We start from the raw sequence: 25,170 nt of genomic DNA, 5'->3' as shown, positions 1-25,170 counted from the left end.
CCTTTTCGGCTGCATGGCAGAGATCCTTTGCACGGGCTCGATTGCATCGGCTTGCTCCACGCAAGTTTGATCGAGATTGGCAAAATTCCTCATCTTCCGAGCGGGTACCAACTACGCAATTCGAACCCTAGTCAATGGTTCAAATTCGCCGTCCGGTCAGGCTTTGGCAGGACCGACGGCGCGCCCGTTGCTGGGGACATTTTGCTCGTCGAGCCGGGCCCAGGACAGCAACATCTCGAACTGGTCGAGACGCCCAAAAAGATTATCCATGCCCATGCCGGACTTGGCAAAGTGGTCCGGCAAACCTTCGATCAGAGCCAGCCTTGCCTCGCGCATTGGCGGCTCACTTAAGCACTCGAAAGGAGCGCTCTCTTGGCGACTCTAATTCTGACGGCAGTCGGCACATCCATTGGTGGACCAATCGGAGGATCGATCGGTGCCTTCATCGGGCAACAGGTTGATCGTGCGATCTTCAGTGGCGGGACGCGCGAAGGCCCACGCCTCAAAGAACTGTCTGTCACCACTTCGAGCTATGGTCAGCCCATGCCTCGCCATTTTGGCAGAGTGCGGACAGCAGGTTCCATCATCTGGTCGACCGAATTGCAGGAGACCAGCTCGAAGCAGAGCAGCGGGAAAGGCCAACCATCCACTCGGACTTACTCATACTCCGCCTCCTTCGCAGTGGCACTTTCAAGCACGCCGATTGACCGAATTGGCAGGATATGGGCTGACGGCAACTTGCTACGCGGCGAAAGCGGCGATCTCAAAGTGGAAGGCACGATGCGCGCATATTTTGGGACTGGGGAGAACCAAGTAGATCCGTTGATTGAAGCAGACCAAGGGGCGCAGGCTCCTGCCTTTCGCGATTGCGCCTACGTTGTGTTTGAGGACCTCCAGCTTGGCGACTTTGGCAACCGCATCCCCACCCTGACCTTCGAAGTGTTTGCACCGGAGGACGCCAGTGTCTCGCTAGGGCACCTTGTCCCTCAAAGCAGCACCAGCACCGACAGTGTCTTGCTTCAGAATGCGCGAGGATTCTCTGATGAGGGCGGTCCAATTGGGTCTTCGTTGAGTGCTATTGATCGAGTGTTCCCTCTAAGTTGCGTCACTACCGCTGAGGGCCTGAAGCTTGCTTCTGCAACCGGGCTTCCTGCTGAGATTCCAACCTTGCCCGAACAACTGTCAGAGCGCAGCAGCGAAGATGCAGACGATCGCAACGTTCGACGGGCTGGGTCGCAGGGGTCAGAACCCCTGGCGCTTCGCTATTATGACGAAGAACGTGACTACCAGCCCGGTGTTCAAAGGGCACTAGGCCTGCGAGTGGCAGGCAGAGAGACAATCGTCGACCTTCCTATGACCATGACAGCCGAGGGCGCGCGGACGTTAGCCAACTTCAATGCGCACCGCTCTCGTTGGCGGGACCAAACCGCAACCTGGCGGATTGGAGAGCTTGATAACCGGATCGGACCGGGGAGTGTGGTCCGTCTCCCCTCGACAAGTGGCTACTGGCTTGTTCGCGGTTGGGAGTGGTTCGACAGAGGCATCGAGCTGACACTCGACCGTTTGGCGCCAGAACTCGGCCCGGTTGCTTCCAGTGATGCAGGCATCTCAAACGCTCCAGTCGATCTCATCGCACCGCCAACCTTGCTATCAGCCTTTGAGGTGCCGCCTGATGACGCAACCAGTCCTGACACTGCCGTCATGCTTGCAGCGGCATCCGCTGCAGACTCCGGTTGGCGCGGTGCAGCCCTTTATCTGGATCAGGCGGGCACTCTGGCGAGCATCGGCTTCGCAGATGCGAAGAGGGCTAACATGGGCGAGTTGGTCGATCCTCTCGGGCCATCATCTGCAACCTTGCTCGAGCCAAATGCGGTTCTTACTGTGGATCTTGTCGGTGACGATCTCGCGCTGGACAGCACGGACATAACCGGAATCGCGATGGGCCAAAATCGGGCTTTGGTCGGAGGCGAGGTCATTCAGTTTTGTAATGCCGACCAAATTGGTAGCGGAATCTGGCGATTGAGCGGATTGCTGCGTGGCAGGGCCGGTACAGAAGACGCGTCAGCCGCCGGACATAGTTCGGGCACTCCATTCGTGTTGCTCGACGACACGCACACGACCCTAGATGCGACCGCAGTCCCCTCATCGCAAAGCACGCGGATCGCGGCGATAGGTCGCGGTGATGATGAGCCTGTCTACGCTGACCTCCGCAACATTGGCCTTTCGCGCCGACCGCCAATGCCCGTCCTACCAAGAACTCTCAGTCCAGTCCGATGGCGCTTGGCTTTTGTGCTGGACACGGCGCGCACGCGGCCATTGGCGTTGGGCTGAAACAAGCGACGTTCCCTTGGTCGAAGAACAAGAGACATATGTCCTTGGGCTTGGGCCAGTCGATACGCCGTACGTCGCTTGGTCGTTAAGCGAGCCGCAGATGACACTGGCAACCGCGCAAAGAGCGCAATTGCTGGCCAACTTTGGCCCAGAGGACCTCTGGGTTCGGCAGAGCGGGACATTTGGCCAATCTGCCCCACTTTTCCTCGTGACACTGGCCTAGTCACTCGCACACTTACCGGAGCAAATTATGGCAATCCCAATTCCTTTTCCATCGACCACACGCCACCTTTCATTGCCGCTTTTATTCTCGGGCCAGGCGCAAAAGGAATTTTCGCTGAACCAAGCGCTGACAATAATTGACGCTCTGATGCAATCCGGCGCGTCGGCTTCTCTCAGCACCCCGCCGAGCAATCCGGAAGAAGGTCAGTGTTATCGCATTCTATCGGGTGCGACCGGAGACTGGGCTGGTCACGACGACCATATCGCCCTCTTGGTCGGTGGCGCCTGGCACTTCATCGCGCCAACGACGGGAATGACGATCTTCGACCAAACTGCAGCGCAGATCCTGCACTATAACTCTGGATGGCAATCCGCCGTCGAGCCGGCTGCTCCGAGCGGAGGAACTAACGTTGATGCGGAAGCTCGAACGGCTATCGTCGAGCTCATTGAAACACTCAGAAATGTAGGCATTTTTAGCGTTTGATTCTTCGCTTGAATGGCAAAATTCAAAGCCCAGAACTCGCATTCCACCCAAGTTAGCTGACATTTTTGCAGGGATCGCGCTCAATCGCGGCATTCTTGCAACAGTTGAGCGCTATTGATTGCTTGATACTCAACTGTGGAGAAGATAGAGAGACATAGCGCCTCAGACCAATAATGAAGGGGAATTTCAGAATGCGTAATCTCGTCATCGGATTGGCGATGGCTTCGACCGCACTCACCGCGCCCGCCATGGCCCGCGAAGGCCAATGGTACATCCAGGGTGATGCCGGTGTGATGCTTGTCGAAGACGTCACCCTCGATGTGAACGGCACACCTGGTGATGCCGTCGCAGATCATGACACTGGTGCCGATTTTGGCGGCATTGTCGGCTATGACTTCGGTGCTTTCCGCCTCGAAGCAGAAGCAGCTTACAAAGAAGCTGACCTCGATGAAGTGGCGGCTGGCACTCAAGGGCTGGCACTCAACCCACTTGGAACGGGTGGTTTCAACACCTTCAACGATACCCGCGAAGCTGCTGGTAGCGTAGACACTCTCAGCTTCATGCTTAACGGACTTTTTGACTTTGGTCCGGATGACGGTCTCCAAGGTTTCGCCGGTGCTGGTATCGGTGTTGCTCGTGTTGATCTTGACGGTCGCGTGAACGCTAACGGTCCGGGTGTTTGGAACGATTCAGACACCGGTCTCGCATGGCAGCTGCTCGCAGGCGTCCGCGCTCCGATCAGCGACAGCTGGGACGTTGGCCTGAAGTATCGCTACTTCAACGCTGAGTCAGTCAGCATCATTGATCCACTGGGTCGGCCGCTGGAAGGCGATGTGAACTCGCACTCGTTGCTGGGTACGTTTACCTACAACTTTGGTGGTGAGGCTCCTCCGCCTCCGCCTCCTCCGCCACCGCCGCCTCCGCCTCCGCCTCCACCTCCTCCGCCACCACCGCCGCCTCCACCGCCGCCGCCTCCACCGTGCAACACTGGCCCTTACATCGTCTTCTTTGAATTCGATCAGTCGGCCATCACTGCAGACGCGGCGACGATCCTGGACAATGCGGTTACGGCATATGCGAACTGTGGTACTGCTGCAGTCATGCTTGCGGGTCATACCGACCGCTCAGGCAGCGTGACCTACAACATGGGCCTTGCAGAACGTCGTAACGAATCGGTTCAGGCTTACCTGACCGGTCGCGGCATTCCAGCAAGCCGCATCAGCAGCGAAGCATTTGGCGAATCACAGCCGCGTGTTCCTACCGCTGATGGTGTTCGCGAACTGCAGAACCGTCGCGTTGAAGTAACCTACGGTCCGGGTTCGGGCATGTAAGGTTAGCCTTCAACCAAATTCAAAAAGGGGCCGAAGCAATCCGGCCCCTTTTTTGTTGTCTCGCTGGTTTTGACTGCCAAAGACAGGGCTAGACAATCGCATAGCTCACCAGCCTACGCACCGCGTTTGAAAGCATCGGCTGCATCAAACCCAATCCATGTTCTTTTGGATACCTGTCGAACGCACGCACACAGCCGCTCACAGCCGTCAGGGACGCAGAGCCCCAACACTATAGTCTCTCTCCCCAACGAGACCCAGCCTCTAACGTAGGTGTGCATGCTGCTTCATCAGCGTTGTTGAAAGAGCCAAACCCCAGTCAACCAGCTCTTCCGTTTGCCCAGCTCAACACGATTTGGGGGATCACTACTCCGCCGTCGCTCGTGGCTCACCCGCCGCCTGCGCGCGTTCTAGCACAGAGGCGTTGGCCTTTGGCACCAGCTTGATGGCAGCGATCAGGAGCATCAACCCAATCGGCGTGATCCAGAGCGTGGACAGCACTCCCGCGCTAAGATCGCCGTTGTTTTGGGCTGAAACGTATCCGGCAGTGTACGGGCCCAGCGCAAGACCGACCAATGTCGTTGCGAGGAAGAAAGTCGCCGTAGCAGTGCCACGCATCCGCGGCAGCACCAGTGCCTGGCTGCTTGCAGCTGCAGCTCCCAATGCGGAGGCCGCCAAGGCACCTACGATAATATTGAGAAATATGAAGAGCCAATAGCTCTCGGTCGTATATTGAACGACTGCGAATGGGATCGGGCTGAGCAATCCGAACAGCACGACCCAGACCCTTCCGGACTCATATCGAGTGAGCAACGCATCAGCCATGCGCCCACCAAGGATCACTCCCAAGAAGCCACCCATTGCGCCGCCTCCTCCGAGGTAAAAGCCAAGCTCTCCTTTTGAGACGTCGAAAACACGCTCTGCATACGGCGCTCCCCAGTAGGAAGCAGAATAAGCCATGAAAGCCACTGTACCGTATCCGAGGATCGTGCACAGGAAAGCTGGCGACCCCCAAGTCAACATGAAGGTAGGATAGTCGCGCGACCTCAGCGCACTCGCCCAGCAGAAGACGGCGTAATAGCCAATCGCGAGCAGGAACCACTGATCGGTAATGATTGGCAGGTCCACCCCTAGCAATCGACCGAGCGACGCGACGATCACCCCTTCACCGGACTCGAGGCCAAGGGTGATAAAGTGTGCCAAGATCAAAGTGAGAAAAAACACGGCAATATTGATTACGAGCGCTCCGGCGCCTCGTGCAGCGGCTCCGAAGAAGGTGAAGCCGGGAATAACCGTGTAAAGCTCCTGCACGAATCCGCGGAAAGGGTGCGGGTCCTCGGGAGTGGTGAGGCCATCGATTGCGCCGCGAACCGGCTCACGCAAAGTGAAGACCCATATTGCCAGAAGCAGCCCAGGAAGGCCGACCGCGATAAAGGCTGCCTGCCAGCCCGCAAGTCCTAGGGGACCACCGTCTGGGAATGCCTTGTTCCAATTGTCTACGATAACGCCGCCGATGGCCAGCGATATGCCTCCGCCAATGTACAAGCCTGAGCTGTAGATCGCGAGAGCCGTTGCCCGTAGCCTTGCCGGAAACCAGTCGGAGATTAGCGAATACGCTGACGGGCTAGCGGTTGCTTCACCAACTCCGACACCAATACGAGCCACCGTTAACGTACCGGCATCGCGGGCAAAACCAGAAACCGCAGTCATTGCAGACCAAAGGCTAAGGCCAAGAGTCATCAGCCGCACCCGCTTCCAGCTATCCGCCAGTTTTCCCAAGGGAATGCCGAACAACGCATAGAAGATCGCAAAGGCAGTACCGTAGAGGAACCCGAGATAGGCGTCATCCACACCGAGATCCGCCTTGATATCGTTCGCTAGAATCGAAAGAATCTGGCGATCAATAAAGTTCAGGACATAGACTAGGACTAGGACGCCAAGTGCATACCAGCTGTAGGCGGGCACTTTGTCGGAGGCCTGATCAGCCGTCTCCGGCTGGGCAGCAACATCTTCGCTCAACGAAATCTCTCCCAAATCGCAACTTTAGAATGCTCGCCAACCGTTAATCGGCCAAGAGCATCACGCTGCATAGGGTGTGCTATCGTCTATTCCCGCTTCCGCAAAACCCTTTTTGCGAAGCCGACAAGAGTCGCATTGCCCACACGCCAATCCTTCATCGGTCGGATCGTAGCAAGACCAGCTCCAAGCAGGGTCCAGCTGCAATCGCGCGCACTCTCGCGCTATGTCAGCTTTGGTCATGTGCTGAAGCGGCGCATGGATTGTGAATGGCGTTCCTTCCACCCCTGCTTTGGTTCCAAGCCTAGCCGTTTCGGCAAAGCTCTCGATGAACTCTGGGCGGCAATCAGGGTAGCCGGAATAGTCGAGCGCATTCACTCCAATGAATACATCATGCGCGCCGGCAGCCTCTGCACAGGCCGTTGTAAGGGCTAGGAAGATCAGATTGCGCGCCGGAACGTAGGTCACAGGGATATCGGACCCAACGCCGGTCTTTGGAACTTCAATCGCATCCGTAAGTGCCGAGCCGCCGAATGCCCGCAGATCAAGAGCGATCTGGGTGTGGCTAGCCAGCCCCAACTCATCTGCAATTGCCTTGGCTGACGTCAATTCCCGCCGGTGACGTTGACCATAGTCAACAGTCAACGCATGCACCTCAAAGCCTTTTTCCTTGGCGCGCGCAGCCGAAACCATCGAATCGAGCCCGCCTGAAAGCAGGACGACTGCCTTTATCTGCTTCGGGTGTGAATCGGTGTTGACCATGGCAAACGACTTAGCGCGAAACCGCACTTTGGCAATCGTCACAAGGGTTGAATGTCTCGCGGGTCAGCAACCGCCCGTTCGGCGAGCCTCCGCTGCGAACTCGAATGGCAGCCCCGACGCAATGCCTTGGCTCTCGATCTGCACGAGGCCACTGGTTTCCTTGCGGATGTTGGTCCGGCCATATCCGTCCCCTGGGCAAGTGTACTGAACAGTGACCTTAGTCGCGCCATCTTCAACAACATAGCGATTGCAGTCAGTTTGTGCATGACGCAGCTGGATCAGTTCGCGTCCGGTGCGGACACACACCTTGCGATCTGGCGAGCCATCGCGATGCTTGATAGTCCACTCACCCTTGGCCAGGCTGCTGAGCATAGCCAAGCCCTCTGTCTGCGCTGCGGCTGGTAGAGCAAGGCCAAGCGCGATCATGCCGACAGCTGCAGCAATGCCAATCGGCGATATCAGCGCTGTCTTTGCCATCGGCTTTACCTCACCTTTCTTCCTACAATTGCCCACGTCGACGTGAAAATACCTTGGCGAAACTAGTCAACCCGCGATGAGCCGTTGCTGAACAGCGACAAACCGTTAAAGTTGCAGCTCAAATGCTCGCGCACAGAATGCGCAGTCGACCACAATCGCGCCATCATCATTGCGCATTCCCTGACGTTCACTCTCAGGAAAACGAGCAATTACTGTCTCGTAATAGGCAGCACTGCACCGGCATCCGCGCGACAGATCAGCGCCCGGTTGAATGCGAATGGCCTCTTCTTCGTGGAACAACCGCCAAGCGATCCCCTCTAGCGAGAGAGCAGGATCGATCAGCTCATCGTGGCTGATGGTGCTGGCGAGCGTTGCGACATGCTCCCAGTCCGGATGATCCATCCGCACATGCAAGCGCTCGCGCCCCTCCTCTCCATCTGCCAGATGCTGGATCAGCAGCCCTGCTGCCACGTGGCCATCGCTGCCCGCTCCGCCTGCGCGGCTCGCGATGCGGATCATTGTCGGAATCTGCTCCGACTGTGAGAAATAGGTCTCGCATGCCTGCGCCAGATTGTCGCCCTCTAGCGGCACAATCCCTTGATAGCGCTGGCCCTTTCCGGTCTCGAATGTGACCGCGAGATACCCCTCCCCAAACAAAGCCGAAAGCGGCGGATTGGCGCCCAGTTGTGCCAGCCGCTCAGCATCGAAGTCGGCGTAGCCGCGCATCTCCCCGCCGCGATAATCCGCTACCAGCAGCGAGACGACGCCCGTCGGCGTCTGCGCTTGCAGAGTAAGCTGAGCATCCTCTCCATCGCTCTTGAGCAGTCCGCCCATCAGCGCGCCCAGAACCAAGGCTTCGCTAAGCAGATGCGTCACCGGTGCAGGGTAGTCATGGGCGGCCAGCACCTCATCCAGCACGCGGTCAAGCCGCACCACCCGCGCCCGCGCATTGCGGTCGGGAAGCGTGAAGCCGAGCAATTTGTCGGCAAAGGTCTCTTTTTGCAGTTCCATCAGGGGCAATATGGGGCGTCATATGCCCAGCTGAAAGCCCTGAACGACAGAAGCCGCGTTTGAGAGGATCAGCCGAGCAGGCCGAAACTCCACAAAAGTACCGACTTCTGGGCATGAATGCGGTTCTCAGCCTCATCAAAGACCACCGATTGCGGGCCTTCGAAAACGTCCTGCGACACTTCATCTCCCACATGAGCTGGCAAGCAGTGGAGGAAGATTGCGTCGGGCTTTGCCTGTGCCATCAGCGCTGAATTGACCTGAAACGGCTGCATCGCCGCCACTTTCTCAGCCGCATCGGCCTGCCCCATCGAAATCCAGGTATCAGTCACCAGCACATCAGCGCCTGTCGCGGCCGCTTGTGCATCATGCGTCAGAGTGACCTGTGCACCGCCGGCCTGCGCCATCTCGATGAATTCAGCCTCCGGCTCATAGCCAGCCGGCACCGCAATGCGGACGTTGAACTTCATCAGTCCCGCCGCTTCGAGGATCGAGTGCAGCACATTGTTGCCATCGCCGAACCAGGCGACCTCAAGGCCTGGCAGCGGCTTCTTATGCTCGATCATTGTGAGAAGATCGGCGACGATCTGGCACGGATGCGAGCGGTCGGTCAGGCCGTTGATGACGGGCACGGAGGCGTGGCGCGCCATTTCCTCGATCTTGGCATGGTCATCGGTGCGAAGCATGATCGCATCCACCATCCGGCTGAGCACGCGCGCAGTGTCCGCGATCGTCTCCCCCCGACCCAGCTGGCTTGAACCCGCCTCCAGAATCAGCACCGTCCCGCCCAATTGGCGCATCGCGATGTCGAAGCTAACGCGCGTGCGGGTCGAGTTCTTCTCAAACACCAGAGCCAAAACGCGCCCAGCGAGCGGCGCGTCGGCATCCGCTTTGCCTTTAGGCCAATCTGCGCGCGCAGCCTTGCGATCCAGCGCATCCGCGATCATCGCAGCAATGGCATCAGCGCCTGCATCCCCCAGATCGAGGAAGTGTTGCTGTCCGGCTGGCAGCCCCGAAGTGTGCGCCATCACGCCGTCTCTTCGACCGAATAGCTGGCCGCGCCTGCGGAGAGCTTGTCGAAAAACTCATCGATCTCAGCATCGCCGATCACCAGCGGAGGAATGACCCGCAAGGTTTGGTCGCCCGCTGCCACGGTGAGCAATTGGTGATTGTCGCGCAGGTGGACGAAGAAGGGCCGGCTTTCGACCTTCATCTTGATCCCCAGCATCAGGCCTTTGCCACGGACGAGCTCGAAAAGCTCAGGGTAATTGCCGATGAACTGTTCAAGGCGCGAACGGATGCGTTCGCCCTTCTCGGTTACTTCGGCGAGGAACGCTTCGTTGGCGACCGCCTCCATCACAGCCGATCCCGCCGCCATGCCGAGCGGATTGCCGCCATAGGTGGATCCGTGGGTGCCGAAAGTCATCCCGCGCGCTGCTTTCTCGGTGGCGAGAACTGCACCGATCGGGAAACCGCCGCCCAGCCCTTTGGCCGTGGCGAGGATGTCCGGCTCGATCCCGTAATGCTCATGCGCGTAGAACTTGCCGGTCCGCGCAACGCCGCATTGCACTTCATCCAGAACCAGCATCAGATCATGCTCGTCGGCGAGTTCGCGCAGGCCCTTCATGAAGCCATCGGAGGCCGGGCGAATCCCGCCCTCGCCCTGAATTGGCTCAACGAGGAAGCCCGCCGTGTGCGGCCCCATTAGCGCTTTGGCCGCTTCCAGATCATCAAACTCAGCATATTTGAAACCTTCGAGCAGCGGCGAGAAGCCGTGGTGCATCTTGGTCTGGTTTGACGCGCTGATTGTCGCCATCGTCCGGCCGTGGAAGGCGTTGGAGAAGGTGATTAGCTCAAAGCGTTCCTTGTCACCTTCGTCCCCCGCATTCTGATGGTATGCGCGCGCCGCCTTGATCGCGCCCTCAACCGCCTCAGCGCCTGAATTGGTGAAGAAGACGGTGTCAGCAAAGGTGTTGTCGACGAGTTGCTGCGCGAATTTCTCCCCCTGCGGACTGCCATAGAGGTTGGAGACATGCATCAGCGTCTCCGCCTGCGCCTTGATCGCCTCGATCAGGCCGGGATGCGAATGGCCAAGCAGATTGACCGCAATCCCGCTCGCAAAATCGAGATAGCGCGTGCCGTCCTCGTCAATCAGGTGGCAATGCTCGCCCTTGACGGGCCGCACGCCGCAACGCGGATAGACGGGCATAAGCGGTGAAATCGACATAGAGAAATTCCTGCAATGAAAAGCTTGGTCGAGGGCCCCGAATGCAAATGCCAAAAGCAAATGGCGGCCCTTGGAAGAGCCGCCATCTAACTTGAGACACTATCTCGATACAAGGCCGCTCACTTCGAAGGTAAAGCAGCCAAGAGATGCCAAGGGTTAGCCCTGAACTGGCACGAGATTGACTGCTGAGTGTTTGCCTCGTCGATCCACTTCGAGGTCGAACTCAAAGCGTTCGCCTTCGTTGATCTCGGTCAGGCCTGAACGTTCAACCGCGCTGATATGCACGAAAGCATCCGGCTGGCCGTCATCGCGCACGAGGAAGCCAAAACCCTTCATCGAGTTGAAGAACTTGACCGTTCCGGTCGCTTTTTCACCCGTCAGCTCACGCTTGGGCGGGCCAGCTTGCTGGACTTCGATCACGTCGCCCACAACCTGAAGGTCTTGCGCGGAAACCTTGCCACCGCGGTCAACCAGGTTGAATTCAAGCTCTTGCCCTTCAGCCAGACCTTCAAGCCCAGCGCGTTCAACCGCGCTGATATGGACGAAGACATCTTCGCCGCCTGATTCTTGCTGGATGAAGCCAAAACCTTTTTGGCCGTTGAAGAATTTTACTGTGCCTTTGCCGGTGCCAACGACTTGAGCTGGCATGCGGTTGAAACCGCCACCGCCACCGCCGCCGCGATCACCGCCGCCGCCACCGGGGCCACCACGACCGCCGCCGCCGCCGCGAGGACCGCCAAAGCCGCCTCCGCCGCCAGGGCCGCCGCGATCACCACCGCCGCCAAAGCGGTCTCCACCGCCTCCGCCGCCATAGCGATCACCGCCGCCACCGCCGCCGTAGCGATCACCACCGCCACGATTATTTCCATAATCACTCGGGGGCGAGAATCCTTCTCCGCCACCACCGAATGGATCGAAACTGTCTTCGCCGAAACCGTCGCGTTTGTCCCGTCCGCGCCGCCGACCCCTATCGTAACCCATAACTTGCGTCGTACCTTACCATGCCGCCCCACCTCCAATACGCTGATGGCGGGGGCAACTATCCGCATCAGTCGCAAGTGATTGCCCAATCGAATCCAACTTCGGTCAACTCCGAACGCAATCACTCTTTCGACGGGAACATAGCGCACAAACCCACGTGAGGCGAACATTTTAACCCGCAAGCCTCTGATTGCAGGCAATTGTGACATTTTCGATTGCCCGGCCCGCATCGGCGCGCCATGTCGGATCGAAGCAAAACTCCTGCAAAAGGCCCGACCCATGCCCGACTTTCGCACTCTGTCTGAGACTGTTCTCGCCAGCCCGCAGATCACTCTGGCGGATATTGAAAGCGCCAAGGAGCTTGGTGTTTCGTTGATCGTCAACAACCGACCCGATGGCGAAGAGCCCTCTGCGCCGCAAGGTGACGTTATTGAAGCAGCGGCCAAGGCTGCCGGGCTGAACTATCTCGCGATTCCCATCGGGCATTCCGGTTTCAGCGAGCCGCAGGTTGATGCGCTGGTGGAGGCATTGGAACAGACCGATGGCAAGGTGCTGGCCTATTGTCGCTCCGGCACACGCTCGACCTTTCTATGGGCGCTGGCTCAGGCCAAGGCGGGGGTAGACGCCGACGCCATAACGGGGGCGGCGATGGCAGCGGGCTATGATGTGAGCCCGATCCGCCCAATGATGGATATGCTCGCCGCTCGCTGAGCGGCCTGCCAGCCCACTTGGAAATCCCCCCGCTGATCTTGCAATCCGGCATCTCGCTCATCGCAATTCTTGCGCTCTTCTGGCTCGCCCGCGCGCTCAAGCTTGGTGGCAAACCGCAAATCACAGAGGCTGAGCAGGTGAACGCCATCGCTGGCCAAGTGGAGGACGGCTTCATCGTCGCCCGCACATCAGTGTCGCGCAGTGGGGACGCCGCTCTGGCCGCGGATGCCTCCGGGCGGATCATGGTGATCAAGCGCCATGGCAATCAGTTCCCCGGTCGCATCCTCACCTCCTCAGCCACCGTGCGCGAGGAAGTGGACGGGATCGTCGTCGACCCTGGAGAGGCCCGGTTTGGCGAAGTGCGTCTGTCGATCGAGGACCCCGGATTTTGGGTCGATGCGATCAATCGGTTATAAGCCTAGGTCGCGTGGACAGATCCACTATGGTCACGGCAAGTCAAGAAACCGCCAGTTCGAGGAGTGAGGACGAAGGACATGCCTAAGCATATTCGAGGACGAAGAACGCTGAGCTGGCGGTTTCTTGACTTGCCCCTTTGGGGTTCGGCCAAAATTCGCTCTCACAGCGTTGCTCATGCTAGAAAATGCGCTGCACTTCCGTCGCATTCGCGCCTTGTGACAACAAATTTTGGCTCAAACCGTGGCCATAGTGGATCTGTCCACGCGACCTAACCCCATGCCCGAATTCTCCCCCACCCAATATGCCGTGCCGCTATTCGTGGTCGCCGTGCTGGCAGAGATGATCTGGGCGCGCTTTAAACGGCCTGAAGCCTATGAACCGATGGACACTTTGGTGAGCCTCACTTTCGGGCTGGGTTCGACCATTGCGGGCGCGCTGTTTGGTGGGTTTGCGGCCTATGTCTTCATCTCTGCCTATGACTACCGCCTGTTCGATTTCGGAGCGCAATGGTGGGCTGTGTGGTGGGCGTGGCCGCTCTGCTTCGTGCTCGACGATCTCAAATATTATTGGGTTCACCGTGCAGGCCACCGCATCCGCTGGATGTGGGCGGCGCATGTGAACCACCACTCCTCCCAGCATTACAATCTCTCGACCGCCTTGCGGCAGAGCTGGACTGGCTCGTTCACTTTTGGCCTGCTGTTTGCGGTCCCGCTGGTGCTGCTGGGATTTCATCCGGCGATGATCGCGATCTGCGGGGGTTTCAATCTGATCTACCAGTTCTGGATCCATACCGAGGCGATTGATCGCATGCCGCGCTGGTTCGAATCGGTGATGAACACGCCGAGCCACCACCGCGTCCATCACGCAACCAATCCGCGCTATCTCGACCGCAATTATGCCGGCGTCTTCATTATCTGGGACAAGATGTTCGGCACGTTCGAGGCTGAGCGGGATGATGAGAAGATCCGCTATGGCATCATCAAGCAACTCGGCAGCTTCAACCTGCTGTGGTCCGTGTTCCATGAGTGGATCGGGATGATCACCGACATTTGGCGCAGCCCCTGGAAGCACAAGCTGTCCTACCTCCTGCGCGAACCGGGCTGGACCCACGATGGCAGCCGCGAAACCTCCGACACCATCCGCGCGCGCTGGCTGGCTCGCAATGCCAAACTCACAAAAGGGGAAAAACCAGTTGCCAGTCGAAACCCGATTGCAGGGACCGGCGAAGCTGCTGAGGGCTTAGCCCCATAACCCGCAACGACCGCGACGGAGCGGATTTTGGCCTGCAACTAGGAGCGAGGAGAGAGCTATGCCCTCGCATAGTGACTGACGAGCAACGCAGCTTGCTGGCCAAAAGGCGCCCGCCGCTTCGCGGTCGCACAGGTAGGTCCGATGGGCTGCGTCGCTTGCTTGCGCGTAGATTGGCTACGCGGCTGCGCTACGTTCCTTGCCAGCGGACCTACCTGTGCGATCTCGGCCATTGCGGGTTATGGGGCTAAGCCCTAGTCTCTCCCAAGAGGAGAGATCATGGAAAGTTACGACTACATCGTCATTGGCGGTGGCAGCGGGGGGAGTGCAGTTGCGGGGCGTCTGGCGGTCGATGGGACCCGGCGCGTATGTCTGCTGGAAGCGGGCGGTCGCAATGACAATGTGCTGATCAAGACGCCGGGCTTCATGCCCTTCATCCGCAATTCCTCTAACTACAAATACGACACGGTCCCGCAAAAGGGGCTGAATGGCCGGATCGGATACCAACCGCGCGGCAAGGGGCTGGGCGGCTCCTCTGCCATCAACGCGATGGTCTATATTCGCGGCAACAAGTGGGACTACGACAATTGGGCAGCACTGGGCTGCACCGGCTGGTCCTATGACGATGTCCTCCCCTATTTCCGCAAGGCCGAGGCCAACGAGCGCGGCGCGGACGAATATCACGGCGCGGGCGGGCCTTTGTTTGTCTCTGACCAGCGCTCCCCCAACCCTGTCAGCCACTCCTTTGTCGAAGCGGCCGAGCAGCTGCAATTGCGCTCCAACCCCGACTTCAATGGCGAGAGCCAGGACGGCTTTGGCCTCTACCAAGTGACCCAGCGCGATGGCGAACGCTGGTCGGCTGCGCGCGGCTATGTCGAGCCGATCCGGGGGCAAGGCAATTTCGCGATCCGCACCAACACTTTGGTTGAGAAGCTGGTGATCGAAGGGGGCCGCGTGACCGGCGTGCGCATCCGGGTCGGGCGCAAACGCTCGGAAATGATCTATGCCCGCAAAGGCGTGATCCTGAGCGCGGGCGCGTTCAACTCTCCGCAAATCATGATGCTATCGGGCATTGGTCCTGCGGCGCATTTGAAAGAGCACGGCATCGACGTCGTGATCGACAAGCCGGCGGTGGGATCGAACCTGCAAGACCATATCGACTATGTCTCGGCCTGGGAAACGCAGAGCGACGTTCCGCTTGGGGGCACGCTTAAAGGCACGCTCAAAATGGCGGGCGCGATCTTCGAACACCGCCGCCAGCGTAGCGGAGCGATGACGACCTGCTACGCCGAGGCCGGTGGCTTCTGGAAGGTGAGCGACGATGCTCCGGCAGCCGATGTGCAATGGCACTTTGTCCCCGCCGTGCTCGAAGACCATGGCCGCGAGAAGATCAAAGCGCATGGCTTCTCGCTCCACGCCTGTGTCTTGCGGCCTGAAAGCCATGGCACCGTCCGGCTGGGCTCGGGAGATGCTGCGGCGGCTCCGGTGATCGATCCCAACTTCCTCGACGATGAGCGTGATTTGGCCGTCTTGCGCGGCGGCGTGCGCCTGTCGCACCGGATTGCGAATGCGCCCGCCTTGCAAGCCTATGGGCCGACCGATCGCTATCCGATCGACTTGGACGATGATGGCGCATTGAACGAGCTGATCCGCAATCGCGCGGACACGGTCTATCACCCGGTCGGCACCTGCCGCATGGGAGCGGATGAGGACAGCGTAGTCGATCCAACCCTCAAGGCACGCGGCGTCGAGGGGCTGTGGATTGCGGACGCGAGCATCATGCCCAAACTCATCAGCGGCAACACCAACGCGCCGAGCATTATGATCGGTGAAAGGTGCGCGGATTTCGTGAAGGAAGCTGAGTGAGTTTTGTTTGTTTTGCGCACCCACATCCGTGGGTGCGTCCTCGCTAGACGTCCTTCGCTTGCGCTACGGACCCGCTGCGGGCGGGCGGTCGCCCTTGCGGACCCTATCGGGTCCGTGCTCCGCGATTACGCGGCGGAGTAGCACCAACCATCTTTGGCCTTCATCGATGATTAGAGCTGGCTCGGTCCGCGACCAGCGGATCGCGAGCGCACGCGCGCGAGCCGTAGGTGCCCGACGAAGCGTAGCGTAGGAGGATCAGCACCGAGGAGTTCGCCCGGATGGGCGAACACAAAAAAAGAGGCCGGAGCACGATGGCCCCGGCCTTCATCAGTTGTTTGTTCGCAGGAGGAACGTCTTTTGGCGGGACGAAGGGAGAGAGAAGAGAGAGACCTCGCCCCGCCAAACTGTGTGCGCTCTTAGGTTCGAGCGAATTCGGGATAGGCTTCGACGCCGATCTCAGCGTGGTCGAGACCACCCACCTCGTCCTCTTCGGACGGACGGACACCGATGGTGTATTTGAGAGCGAGCCAGACGACTGCCGATGCTGCGCTGACCCAGGCTGCGGTGAGCAGGACGCCCACGAGCTGGCCCATGAAGGTCACACCAGCATCAGGTGCAGCAGTCCAAGCAACGATCAGCGTGCCCCAGATACCTGCAAACAGGTGAACGGGGATAGCGCCGACGACATCGTCGATCTTGAACTTGTCGAGCAGTGGAACGGTCAGGACAACGATCACGCCGCCAATGCCGCCGATCAGGATCGACTGGCCAACGGTAGGCGCAAGTGGTTCTGCCGTGATCGAGACAAGACCTGCCAACGCGCCGTTCAGCGCCATGGTGACATCAGCCTTCTTGTACATGACCTGCGTCAGGATGATCGCAACGACCACACCGCCAGCTGCTGCCATGTTGGTGTTGACGAAGATCTTCGACACGTCGGACACATCCCCAACGCTGCCCATGGCAAGCTGCGATGCGCCGTTAAAGCCGAACCAACCGAGCCACAGGATGAAGGTACCCAGCGTAGCCAGCGGAATGTTGGCGCCGGGGAAGACGTTGACCTTGCCGTCGGGACCATAGCGACCAATGCGCGCTCCGATAATGAGAGCACCCATCAGGGCTGCCCAACCACCGGTCGAGTGGACCAGAGTCGAACCGGCGAAGTCGCTGAAGTCGTGGACGGTATCGAGGTAGCCGCCGCCCCACTCCCAGCTGACAACCACCGGATAGATGATGCCGGTCAGAACAGTCACGAAGATGAAGAACGGAACTATCTTCACGCGCTCTGCCACGGTGCCCGAAACGATTGAGGCTGTGGTGGCACAGAAGACCATCTGGAAGAACCAGTCCGACGCCACGGAGTATCCGGTGCCGGTGTCTGCCTCGCCCACACCCTGCATGGCATATGAAAAGCCAGAAGCGCCAAACAGGCCCAGCGAACCTTCCGCAAAGCCAGGATAGGCAATCGAATACCCGATCACCCAGAACATCAGGCCTGCAATCGAATAGAGGCCGATATTCTTGATACACTGGGTGGAGGTGTTCTTCGCCCGCACCAGCCCTGCTTCAAGCATGGCAAAGCCAGCGGCCATCCACATCACGAGGAAGCCGCCGATCAGGAACAGGAGCGTGTTGAGAATGTAAGCGGTGCCGCCAGAGACAGCCTCCGCATCGGGCACAGCGGCCATCGCGGGCTGCGCAATCAGCGTCGCACCTGCAATGAGCGCAGCGCCTTTAAGGAGAGGTGATTTCATGGTCCGGTTCCCCCGAATTTAGAGTGCAGTTTCGCCCGCTTCGCCGGTGCGAATGCGGGTTGCTGACGCAAGGTCGAGCACGAAAATCTTGCCGTCGCCGATCGCTTCGGTGTTGGCAGTCTGCTGAATGGTTTCGACCACTTGTGCGGCGATGTCGTCGCTCGCCGCGATTTCAAGCTTCACTTTGGGAAGCATGTTGGTGGAATATTCCGCACCGCGATAAATCTCGGTCTGGCCTTTCTGGCGGCCAAAACCCTTGACCTCCGAAACGGTCATTCCAGCGACCCCGATCGCGCCCAGCGCTTCGCGGACTTCGTCGAGCTTAAATGGTTTAATGATGGCGATGATGAACTTCATCCGTGCCCCCTCTATTGCTGTCGGCGGATCCGACTGACCATACGGTCTGCAAGGGGCGTGCCATTTCTACGTAGTGGAGGGTGACGCAACGGAATCAGTCAGATTCTGCCGGACTCCTTCGTGCATGCACAAAACTACGTGCCTAAATTTTAATCTTTTGGTTACTTTTTGAGCAGCAGCGCATGTTTTAGCGCTTCACAGCGGCCATCTGCGTTATCTTCTAAGGTGCAAACTCACTCGCCCGCAATATATCGGTCGGTGGGCCGGGTGGGCAGGCCATCAATGCTGGTCGTGCGAGTGGCCGCTTTGGCCTCCCATTCGGCCGGATCGCTTTGGCGATGCGCTTTCTTGAGCGTCTCGCGCTCCCCCTCCAGCGACATGAAGGGAACGCCCCAACCGCAGCTCGTCTGGATGCTCTCAATGTCGATCACAAAGATCTGCCGCGTGCCGGGCATCATCGTGAAATTTGCGGCGAGCGCCTCCCACTCATCATCCTGCGGCAGGACGGGCCGACCCTTGCCATAGATACGCAGGATCAGCGCGGGGCGATCAAAGTTCGTAAACATGATCGTGATGCGCCCATCAGCCGCGAGGTGCGCGTGAGTCTCATTCCCCGAACCGCCCAGATCAAGATAGCCCACCTGTGTCGGCGAAAGCACGCGGAAAGCATCATACCCCTTGGGGCTGAGATTGATCCGCGCATCCGGGGCGGCGGTGGCAACAAAGAAGACCGGCTGTTTCTCGATCATCGCGATGTGCTTTGGCTCAAGCGCGTCAAAGAAATCAGCCATGTCGTCTTACTCCTTCAGGAAGGTCCGGATTGTATCCATGAAGCGCGCAAATTGGTCGTGGTGGAGCCAGTGGCCCGCCTTTTCAAACTCAACCACGCGCGCGGTGTTGAAGTGTTCGAGCCGACCGTCCTTTTCGGGATTAGAGGCCCAGCTATCAGCACCATAGAGCAGCAAGGTAGGGCAGGTGATCGCAGCCCAAGTGGCCTCGATGAACGCGTCCGCGACGTCCTCGACACCCCAGACATTCAGATGCGGGTCGAATTTCCAGCTGTAGCTGCCGTCTTCGTTGCGGTTGACGCCGTGGATGGTGAGATGGCGCGCTTGGGTTTCGGTGAGGTAGGAGTTCTCCTCGATCATCCGCGCAAACGCCGCCTCGATGCTCTCATATTTGCGCGGCGTGCGCCCGGCGGCTTTGCGCTTCTTCTCGATCCATTCGCGCATGCGTTCGGGGTAAGGCGTCTTGCGCTGCTCGGCCTTCCATTCGGGACTGGGGCCGAGGCCTTCAATCGCGACCAGCTTGGTGACCATGTCGGGGAACATCCCCGCATAGCGCAGCGCGACGTTGCCGCCCATCGAGTGCGAAATGATCGTCACCGGCCCGCGCCCGAGCTGATGCACTAGCTGCGCGAGGTCGTAGACCATGTCGTTGGAATTGTAATTGCCGTCCGACACCCAATCGCTGTCGCCATGCCCACGGTGATCCATCGCGACGACGTGATAGTCCTGCGCCAGCTCCTCAGCCGTCCAGTCCCAGCTCCTCGCATGATCGCGCCCGCCATGGACGAGGACGAGTGGTGGCTTATCCTCATTACCCCAATCGAAATAGTTGAGGCGCAGGCGCTGCGAGATGAAGGTTTGGGAGTTGGGGCCAAAAGCAGTCATGCGGCGTTCCATGCCGCGAACGGCGTCGGGCCGCAAGACTACCTTTCCCCCTAGCGCTCCTTCGTAGCCGAGAAGGTGAGGTCGGGGTTCTTCTCAACCTGATAGTTCACGTCCCACGGGCTCTTCGCCATGAAGACGAGGTCGCCGTCGCGGTCCTTGGCCAGGTTCGCGCGGTTGAAACTCTCGAATTCATTCAGAGCCTTTTGATCGCCCTTGATCCAGCGCGCGGTGGCGAAGGGAGAGGCTTCCAGAGCCGCCTCGACCTTATACTCCGCCGACAGCCGCGAGACGAGCACGTCCAATTGCAGCTGGCCGACCACGCCGACAATGTGCTGGGCGCCGATCTCTGGGTAGAAGACCTGGATCACGCCCTCTTCGGAGAGGTCGTCGAGCGCTTTGCGGAGCTGCTTGGTCTTGGTCGGGTCTTTCAGCTGCACGCGGCGCAGGATTTCGGGCGCGAAGTTGGGCAGGCCGGTGAAGCGGACCTGATCCTTCTCGGACAGAGTATCCCCCACGCGCAGAGTGCCGTGGTTGGGAATTCCGATAATGTCGCCCGCTTCCGCTGTGTCGGCAATCTCGCGGTCCTGCGCGAAGAACAGGATCGGTGAGTGGATCGCAATCGGCTTGCCCAGCCCGCTTGGCGTCAGCTTCATGCCGCGTTTGAACGTGCCCGAGACCTGCCGCATGAACGCAATCCGGTCGCGGTGGTTGGGGTCCATGTTCGCCTGAACCTTGAAGATGAAGCCGGTAACCTCGCCATGGTCAGGCGCGATTTGCTCTTCGCCAGCGGGTTGCGGGCGCGGCGGGGGCGCGAATTTCGCGATGGCTTCGATCAGCTCGGTAACGCCGAAATTCTTGAGCGCGGAGCCGAAGAAGACCGGTGTCAAATCGCCATTGCGATAGGCTTCGAGGTCAAACTCGGGGTAGCCGATCTGAGCAAGCTCGACATTTTCAGCAATGTCTTCGGGCAGGTCGAAATCGGCAACGCGCTTGCCCTTGAACTCGCGCGAGGGGCCTTCGGGCACAACCACTTCGCCACTCGCGAAGTCGAGGATACCCTGAAACTCACCGCCCATGCCCACGGGGTACATTTGCGGGCTCACATCGAGCGCGAGCATGTCGGCGATCTCGTCGAGCAGTTCAAAAACCGGACGCCCCTCGCGGTCGACCTTGTTGACGAAGGTGATGATTGGGACCGAGCGTAACCGGCAGACCTCGAACAATTTGCGGGTCTGCGGCTCGATGCCTTTTGCCGCGTCGATCACCATCACGGCGGAGTCCACCGCGGTCAGCGTGCGGTAGGTGTCCTCGGAGAAATCCTCGTGCCCCGGCGTGTCGAGCAGATTGAAGGTCACGCCTTCCCGCTCAAACGTCATCACAGACGAGGTGACCGAGATGCCGCGTTGCTGCTCGATCTTCATCCAGTCCGAACGCGCGCGCCGCGCATCACCGCGCGCCTTGACCTCACCCGCCAAGTGGATCGCGCCGCCTTGCAGCAGCAGCTTCTCGGTAAGCGTCGTCTTACCCGCATCGGGGTGCGAGATGATCGCAAAGGTGCGCCTGTTTGAGGTCATAACTCTTCATTTCTCGTCATGCTGAACTTGTTTCAGCATCCATCGCCTGTTCAACATTGCTGGCGATGCGCTGGTGATGGACCCTGAAACGAGTTCAGGGTGACGGTTTTGCCTATCCCCTCAGTTCAGCGCCGAGCTTGGCCGCAGCTGCAACAACCGCATCGGAGATCGCCTTGAGGTCGGCCTCCTTGTAGCTTTTATCCTGCGGCTGGAGCATCACTTCGATGGCGAGCGACTTCTTGCCCTCGGGCAAGCTCCCGCCGGTGAAGACATCGAAAACCCGCGCGCCTGTGATGTTGACCTTGTCCGATCCGCGCACCGCTTTGAGCAGGTCTTCTGCGGCCAGCTCGGCAGGCACTACGAAGGCGAAGTCGCGCGTCACCGATTGCAGCGCGGGCGGCGTGAAGCTGGGCCGTGCGAAGCTGACCGGACCCTTACCCGCCTTCTTCGCCGGAATTGCGTCGAGAAACAGCTCGACCGCTGAAACCGGACCATCAAGATCAAACGCCTTGAGCGTCGCCGGATGGAGCATGCCGAAGCGCGCGAGCACATTCTTGGGACCAAGGCGCAAGGTCGCCGATTGGCCGGGGTGGAACTGCTCGCCAGCCTCTCCCATCACCATCAGCTTGTCCGCCGGAGCGCCCGCCGCTTCAAGCAAGGTCAGCGCCGCCGCCTTCGCGTCATAAGCGTCAAACGGCACGGCTTTGCCCGAAGCCCAACCGCGAGGGGTCTTCTCACCGGACAGCACCACGCCTAGCGTCGCGCGCTCGTCACTCATGCCATCTTTCCCACGGAAGTACCGCCGCCCCAGCTCAAACACGCGCGTCGCGCCTGCGCCGCGGTCGGCGTTGCGCTTGGCGGCGATCAGCAGGCCCGGAATGAGCGAGGGGCGCATCACCTTCATGTCCTCGCTGATCGGGTTGTCGAGTTTCCACAGATCGTCAGTTGCTGTGAAATGCGCAGCCGCATCTTCGGGCAGGAACGACCACGTGACTGCTTCGTCCAACCCGCTGCCAGCTGCAGCCCGGCGCACTTTGCGCTCCATCAACTGCTGCGGGGTCGCGGTCGGGCGAGCCACGCCATCCATGCGGGGAAGAGCAACGCTCTCAACCTTGTCGAGGCCGTGGATGCGAACGACTTCTTCGACCAGATCGGCAGGGCCTTCAATGTCGTGACGGCGCAGCGGGCAAGTGACTTGCCAATCTGCACCGACGCTGAAGCCGAGGCTTTCGAGGATCGAGCGTTGCTCGTCCTCTGGGACTTCCACACCGCCCAGCTTCGTTGTCATTGCCGGGTCGAACTGCACGACTTTCGCCTCGCTCGGAGGGGAGCCAGCCGCGACCATTTCGCTTGGGCTTCCGCCTGCCAGCTCGACAATCAGGCCGGTGAGGAGGTCGAGGCCGCCTTCCAGAAACTCAGGATCAACCCCGCGCTCGAACCGCGTGCGTGCATCAGACGCAAGGCCCAGCTTGCGACCGGTCACGCCAATGCGCGGCGGATCGAAGTAAGCGATCTCGAGAAGGACGTCGGTGGTGCCATCCTGCACGCCGGAATTCTCGCCGCCCATGATGCCCGCAATGTCGTGGACTTCGATGTCGTCCGCGATCACGACCATGCTTTCGTCAAGCGTGTAGGTCTTCTCGTTCAGAGCCAGAACCTGCTCCCCCGCCTTCGCGCGGCGAGCCACGACCGCGCCTGACAGTTTCGCCAGATCATAGACGTGCGCCGGACGCCCGAAGGCGAGCATCAGATAGTTGGTGAGGTCCACCAGCAACGAGATCGGGCGTTGGCCCGCGCTCTGGAGGCGTTGTTGCAGCCAATCGGGCGACGGACCGTTTGTGACGCCCCTGATGACGCGGCCATAGAAGGCGGGACAGCCCTCGGGATCGTCAGTGCGGATTTCGACCGGGCAAGCGCCCGCAGCCTCAAACTTCGGGAAGGCGATGGGCTTTAAGGTGCCCAATCCCGCCGCCGCCAGATCGCGGGCGATGCCATAGACACCCATGCAATCGGGGCGGTTCGGCGTGATCGCGACGTCGATGATCGGCGAGGAGCCGTGGTAATCGGCAAAGGAGTGCCCGACCGGCGCGTCTTCAGGCAGTTCGATGATCCCGTCGTGATCCTCGCCCAGCTCCAGCTCACGCACGGAGCACATCATGCCGTTGCTCTCGACCCCGCGAATGGCGCTCTTGCGCAGCTCCATCCCGTTGGATGGCACGACCGCTCCGGGCTGACCGAGCACGCCTTTCATCCCTGCGCGCGCATTGGGAGCACCGCAGACGACTTGCAGCGGGTCGCCCTCTCCGGTGTCGACGGTGAGCACTTGTAGCTTATCGGCGTCCGGGTGTTTCTCAGCCGTCAGCACATGCGCGACGGTGAAGCCTGCAAGACGCTCGGCGGGGTCTTCCACGCCTTCAACCTCAAGTCCGATCGCGGTCAGCGCGTCGAGGATTTCTTGCAAAGACGCCTCGGTCTGGAGGTGGTCTTTGAGCCATGTGACAGAGAATTTCATGGGCGCGCTCCTACACCTGCAGAAAGCGTGGGCTGGTCGTAGGGCGAGAAGCCGTAATGCGACAGCCAGCGCGGATCGCCGTCAAAGAAGGCGCGCAGATCGTTCATCCCGTATTTGAGCATGGCAATGCGGTCGATGCCGAGGCCGAAGGCAAAGCCCTGATACTCGTCCGGATCGACGCCCGCCATTTCCAGAACGCGGCGATTGACCATACCGCTGCCGCCCAGCTCCATCCAGTCATGGCCGTCCGCATCGCCATGGCCGCCGACCACGCGGCGGTTGCCTTCGTTGGAATAGCCGACGTCAACTTCGACCGAAGGCTCGGTGAAGGGGAAGTAGGAAGGGCGCAGTCGCAGGACGATATCCTCGCGCTCAAAAAAGGCCTTGAAGAAGGTTTCTAGCGTCCATTTGAGGTGGCCGAGGTGGATGTCCTTGTCGACGACAAGCCCTTCGACCTGGTGGAACATCGGCGTGTGCGTCGCGTCGCTGTCAGAGCGATAGACACGGCCCGGCGCGATAAGACGGATCGGCGCGCCCTGCTCTTTCATCGAGCGGATCTGCACAGGCGAGGTATGCGTGCGCAGCAGCATATTCAACGATTGCGCATGATCGCGATCAGTCATCGCTGAACCCCCTCCGGCTGAAGCGGTGTCAGCAGAAGCCCCAGCCATGTTCGAGGAGACTGCATCCGGGAAGTAGAACGTGTCATGCATCGCACGCGCTGGATGGCTTTCATCCATGTTGAGCGCGGTGAAGTTGTGCCAGTCATCCTCGATCTCGGGACCGGTTGCGACTGCAAAGCCCAGATCGGCGAAGATCTCGGCCAGCTCGTCCATCACTTGGCTCACCGGGTGGATCGAGCCCTGCGGCATGTCCGGTGCCGGCAAGGTAAGGTCGATGGTTTCGCTTGCGAGCTGCGCTTCGAGCTCGGCTGCTTCCAGAGCCGCCTTCTTCGCCTCGATCGCATCGGCGACTTCGGCGCGCACGGCCTGAATCGCGGGAGCAGCGTCCTTGCGCTCATCCGGGCTCATCTGGCCCAGCGTCTTAAGGGCAAGGCTCACCCAGCCCTTTTTGCCGAGCGCGGCGACGCGTTGCTCTTCAAGCGCATCCAGCGTCTCAGCGGCAGCGATTGCGCCAAGACTGGCGTCTTTCTGGTTGGTCAAATCGGTCATTGTCTAGGCCTGTAGAATGAGCGCGTCCGCTAGCGCTATTTGGCCTGCGG

The 25,170-nt window shown here is 59.8% G+C and carries 22 protein-coding genes; 7 read left to right on the top strand and 15 right to left on the bottom strand.

The annotated features are described in order from the left end of the window. Nucleotides 1-156: 156 nt before the first annotated feature. On the bottom strand, nt 157-336 hold the full coding sequence (locus AC0V6X_RS14450; RefSeq protein ID WP_486185242.1) for a hypothetical protein: 180 nt from the start codon (nt 334-336) through the stop codon (nt 157-159). Between the two features lie 36 nt (nt 337-372). On the opposite strand from AC0V6X_RS14450, the gene AC0V6X_RS14445 reads away from it, so the two are divergent. The 3 genes from AC0V6X_RS14445 to AC0V6X_RS14435 all read left to right on the top strand — a co-directional run bounded on the left by AC0V6X_RS14445 (nt 373) and on the right by AC0V6X_RS14435 (nt 4,368). Continuing rightward, a complete protein-coding gene (locus AC0V6X_RS14445; RefSeq protein ID WP_486185241.1) occupies nt 373-2,331 on the top strand; it encodes a phage tail protein in 1,959 nt (652 codons plus the stop codon). 250 nt (nt 2,332-2,581) lie between these two features. Then, nucleotides 2,582-3,037 carry a DUF2793 domain-containing protein gene (locus AC0V6X_RS14440; protein ID WP_486185240.1) on the top strand — a complete coding sequence of 152 codons (456 nt, stop codon included), beginning with the start codon at nt 2,582-2,584 and terminating at the stop codon, nt 3,035-3,037. A gap of 191 nt (nt 3,038-3,228) precedes the next feature. Continuing rightward, nucleotides 3,229-4,368: an OmpA family protein gene (locus AC0V6X_RS14435; RefSeq protein WP_486185239.1), complete on the top strand. Its 1,140-nt coding sequence runs from the start codon at nt 3,229-3,231 to the stop codon at nt 4,366-4,368. 363 nt (nt 4,369-4,731) lie between these two features. Here AC0V6X_RS14435 and AC0V6X_RS14430 read toward each other — a convergent pair whose 3' ends face one another. The 7 genes from AC0V6X_RS14430 to AC0V6X_RS14400 all read right to left on the bottom strand — a co-directional run bounded on the left by AC0V6X_RS14430 (nt 4,732) and on the right by AC0V6X_RS14400 (nt 11,836). Then, nucleotides 4,732-6,384 (bottom strand): MFS transporter, encoded by a 1,653-nt coding sequence (locus AC0V6X_RS14430; RefSeq protein WP_486185238.1) that lies wholly within the window; start codon nt 6,382-6,384, stop codon nt 4,732-4,734. A gap of 60 nt (nt 6,385-6,444) precedes the next feature. Continuing rightward, nucleotides 6,445-7,143 carry a 7-cyano-7-deazaguanine synthase QueC gene (gene queC / locus AC0V6X_RS14425; RefSeq protein WP_486185237.1) on the bottom strand — a complete coding sequence of 233 codons (699 nt, stop codon included), beginning with the start codon at nt 7,141-7,143 and terminating at the stop codon, nt 6,445-6,447. A 63-nt stretch (nt 7,144-7,206) separates the two neighbouring features. Continuing rightward, entirely contained in the window at nt 7,207-7,620 is a 414-nt protein-coding gene (locus AC0V6X_RS14420) for a hypothetical protein (protein ID WP_486185236.1), read from the bottom strand. A 105-nt stretch (nt 7,621-7,725) separates the two neighbouring features. Then, nucleotides 7,726-8,631 carry an Hsp33 family molecular chaperone HslO gene (hslO, locus tag AC0V6X_RS14415; protein ID WP_486185235.1) on the bottom strand — a complete coding sequence of 302 codons (906 nt, stop codon included), beginning with the start codon at nt 8,629-8,631 and terminating at the stop codon, nt 7,726-7,728. Nucleotides 8,632-8,699: 68 nt separating this feature from the next. Beyond that, nucleotides 8,700-9,656, bottom strand: coding sequence for an ornithine carbamoyltransferase (argF, locus tag AC0V6X_RS14410; protein WP_486185234.1), 957 nt, complete (start codon nt 9,654-9,656; stop codon nt 8,700-8,702). After that, entirely contained in the window at nt 9,656-10,855 is a 1,200-nt protein-coding gene (locus tag AC0V6X_RS14405) for an acetylornithine transaminase (RefSeq protein WP_486185233.1), read from the bottom strand. The genes argF and AC0V6X_RS14405 overlap by 1 nt, the downstream gene beginning before the upstream one ends. 156 nt (nt 10,856-11,011) lie before the next feature. Next, nucleotides 11,012-11,836, bottom strand: coding sequence for a cold-shock protein (locus AC0V6X_RS14400; protein WP_486185232.1), 825 nt, complete (start codon nt 11,834-11,836; stop codon nt 11,012-11,014). Nucleotides 11,837-12,115: 279 nt separating this feature from the next. On the opposite strand from AC0V6X_RS14400, the gene AC0V6X_RS14395 reads away from it, so the two are divergent. The 4 genes from AC0V6X_RS14395 (at nt 12,116) to AC0V6X_RS14380 (ending at nt 16,078) form a co-directional block, all read left to right on the top strand. After that, nucleotides 12,116-12,547: a protein tyrosine phosphatase family protein gene (locus AC0V6X_RS14395; protein ID WP_486185231.1), complete on the top strand. Its 432-nt coding sequence runs from the start codon at nt 12,116-12,118 to the stop codon at nt 12,545-12,547. Between the two features lie 17 nt (nt 12,548-12,564). Beyond that, complete coding sequence (locus tag AC0V6X_RS14390) at nt 12,565-12,963, top strand: hypothetical protein (RefSeq protein ID WP_486185230.1); 399 nt, start codon at nt 12,565-12,567, stop codon at nt 12,961-12,963. 277 nt (nt 12,964-13,240) lie between these two features. After that, complete coding sequence (locus AC0V6X_RS14385; protein WP_486185229.1) at nt 13,241-14,215, top strand: sterol desaturase family protein; 975 nt, start codon at nt 13,241-13,243, stop codon at nt 14,213-14,215. Nucleotides 14,216-14,491: 276 nt separating this feature from the next. Continuing rightward, complete coding sequence (locus AC0V6X_RS14380; protein ID WP_486185228.1) at nt 14,492-16,078, top strand: GMC family oxidoreductase; 1,587 nt, start codon at nt 14,492-14,494, stop codon at nt 16,076-16,078. 416 nt (nt 16,079-16,494) lie between these two features. Here the strand turns inward: AC0V6X_RS14380 and AC0V6X_RS14375 are convergent, their stop codons facing one another. The 7 genes from AC0V6X_RS14375 to pheS all read right to left on the bottom strand — a co-directional run bounded on the left by AC0V6X_RS14375 (nt 16,495) and on the right by pheS (nt 25,120). Beyond that, entirely contained in the window at nt 16,495-17,832 is a 1,338-nt protein-coding gene (locus AC0V6X_RS14375) for an ammonium transporter family protein (protein WP_486185227.1), read from the bottom strand. Between the two features lie 18 nt (nt 17,833-17,850). After that, nucleotides 17,851-18,189, bottom strand: coding sequence for a P-II family nitrogen regulator (locus AC0V6X_RS14370; protein ID WP_190788754.1), 339 nt, complete (start codon nt 18,187-18,189; stop codon nt 17,851-17,853). 233 nt (nt 18,190-18,422) lie between these two features. Continuing rightward, nucleotides 18,423-18,980, bottom strand: coding sequence for a pyridoxamine 5'-phosphate oxidase family protein (locus AC0V6X_RS14365; RefSeq protein WP_486185226.1), 558 nt, complete (start codon nt 18,978-18,980; stop codon nt 18,423-18,425). Between the two features lie 6 nt (nt 18,981-18,986). Next, nucleotides 18,987-19,862 carry an alpha/beta fold hydrolase gene (locus AC0V6X_RS14360; protein WP_486185225.1) on the bottom strand — a complete coding sequence of 292 codons (876 nt, stop codon included), beginning with the start codon at nt 19,860-19,862 and terminating at the stop codon, nt 18,987-18,989. Nucleotides 19,863-19,912: 50 nt separating this feature from the next. Continuing rightward, nucleotides 19,913-21,436, bottom strand: a complete 1,524-nt coding sequence (locus tag AC0V6X_RS14355; RefSeq protein ID WP_486185224.1) for a peptide chain release factor 3 — start codon at nt 21,434-21,436, stop codon at nt 19,913-19,915. Nucleotides 21,437-21,548: 112 nt separating this feature from the next. Beyond that, entirely contained in the window at nt 21,549-23,948 is a 2,400-nt protein-coding gene (pheT, locus tag AC0V6X_RS14350; protein ID WP_486185223.1) for a phenylalanine--tRNA ligase subunit beta, read from the bottom strand. After that, the gene (pheS, locus tag AC0V6X_RS14345; protein ID WP_486185222.1) at nt 23,945-25,120 is read right to left on the bottom strand and encodes a phenylalanine--tRNA ligase subunit alpha; all 1,176 of its coding nucleotides are present in this window, start codon (nt 25,118-25,120) and stop codon (nt 23,945-23,947) included. The genes pheT and pheS overlap by 4 nt, the downstream gene beginning before the upstream one ends. Nucleotides 25,121-25,170: the final 50 nt, after the last annotated feature.

This window comes from Erythrobacter sp. S267, from assembly GCF_057365045.1.
Note: the sequence above shows the minus strand (reverse complement) of the source record. Positions and strands in the feature narration are given on the sequence as shown.

Bases quoted from the DNA above. Each gene is read 5' to 3' on its own strand.
- AC0V6X_RS14450 (WP_486185242.1), bottom strand. From the start codon at position 336: ATGCGCGAGGCAAGGCTGGCTCTGATCGAAGGTTTGCCGGACCACTTT.
- AC0V6X_RS14440 (WP_486185240.1), top strand. From the start codon at position 2,582: ATGGCAATCCCAATTCCTTTTCCATCGACCACACGCCACCTTTCATTG.
- AC0V6X_RS14435 (WP_486185239.1), top strand. From the start codon at position 3,229: ATGCGTAATCTCGTCATCGGATTGGCGATGGCTTCGACCGCACTCACC.
- queC (WP_486185237.1), bottom strand. From the start codon at position 7,143: ATGGTCAACACCGATTCACACCCGAAGCAGATAAAGGCAGTCGTCCTG.
- AC0V6X_RS14420 (WP_486185236.1), bottom strand. From the start codon at position 7,620: ATGGCAAAGACAGCGCTGATATCGCCGATTGGCATTGCTGCAGCTGTC.
- hslO (WP_486185235.1), bottom strand. From the start codon at position 8,631: ATGGAACTGCAAAAAGAGACCTTTGCCGACAAATTGCTCGGCTTCACG.
- argF (WP_486185234.1), bottom strand. From the start codon at position 9,656: ATGGCGCACACTTCGGGGCTGCCAGCCGGACAGCAACACTTCCTCGAT.
- AC0V6X_RS14405 (WP_486185233.1), bottom strand. From the start codon at position 10,855: ATGTCGATTTCACCGCTTATGCCCGTCTATCCGCGTTGCGGCGTGCGG.
- AC0V6X_RS14400 (WP_486185232.1), bottom strand. From the start codon at position 11,836: ATGGGTTACGATAGGGGTCGGCGGCGCGGACGGGACAAACGCGACGGT.
- AC0V6X_RS14395 (WP_486185231.1), top strand. From the start codon at position 12,116: ATGCCCGACTTTCGCACTCTGTCTGAGACTGTTCTCGCCAGCCCGCAG.
- AC0V6X_RS14385 (WP_486185229.1), top strand. From the start codon at position 13,241: ATGCCCGAATTCTCCCCCACCCAATATGCCGTGCCGCTATTCGTGGTC.
- AC0V6X_RS14380 (WP_486185228.1), top strand. From the start codon at position 14,492: ATGGAAAGTTACGACTACATCGTCATTGGCGGTGGCAGCGGGGGGAGT.
- AC0V6X_RS14375 (WP_486185227.1), bottom strand. From the start codon at position 17,832: ATGAAATCACCTCTCCTTAAAGGCGCTGCGCTCATTGCAGGTGCGACG.
- AC0V6X_RS14370 (WP_190788754.1), bottom strand. From the start codon at position 18,189: ATGAAGTTCATCATCGCCATCATTAAACCATTTAAGCTCGACGAAGTC.
- AC0V6X_RS14365 (WP_486185226.1), bottom strand. From the start codon at position 18,980: ATGGCTGATTTCTTTGACGCGCTTGAGCCAAAGCACATCGCGATGATC.
- AC0V6X_RS14360 (WP_486185225.1), bottom strand. From the start codon at position 19,862: ATGACTGCTTTTGGCCCCAACTCCCAAACCTTCATCTCGCAGCGCCTG.
- AC0V6X_RS14355 (WP_486185224.1), bottom strand. From the start codon at position 21,436: ATGACCTCAAACAGGCGCACCTTTGCGATCATCTCGCACCCCGATGCG.
- pheT (WP_486185223.1), bottom strand. From the start codon at position 23,948: ATGAAATTCTCTGTCACATGGCTCAAAGACCACCTCCAGACCGAGGCG.
- pheS (WP_486185222.1), bottom strand. From the start codon at position 25,120: ATGACCGATTTGACCAACCAGAAAGACGCCAGTCTTGGCGCAATCGCT.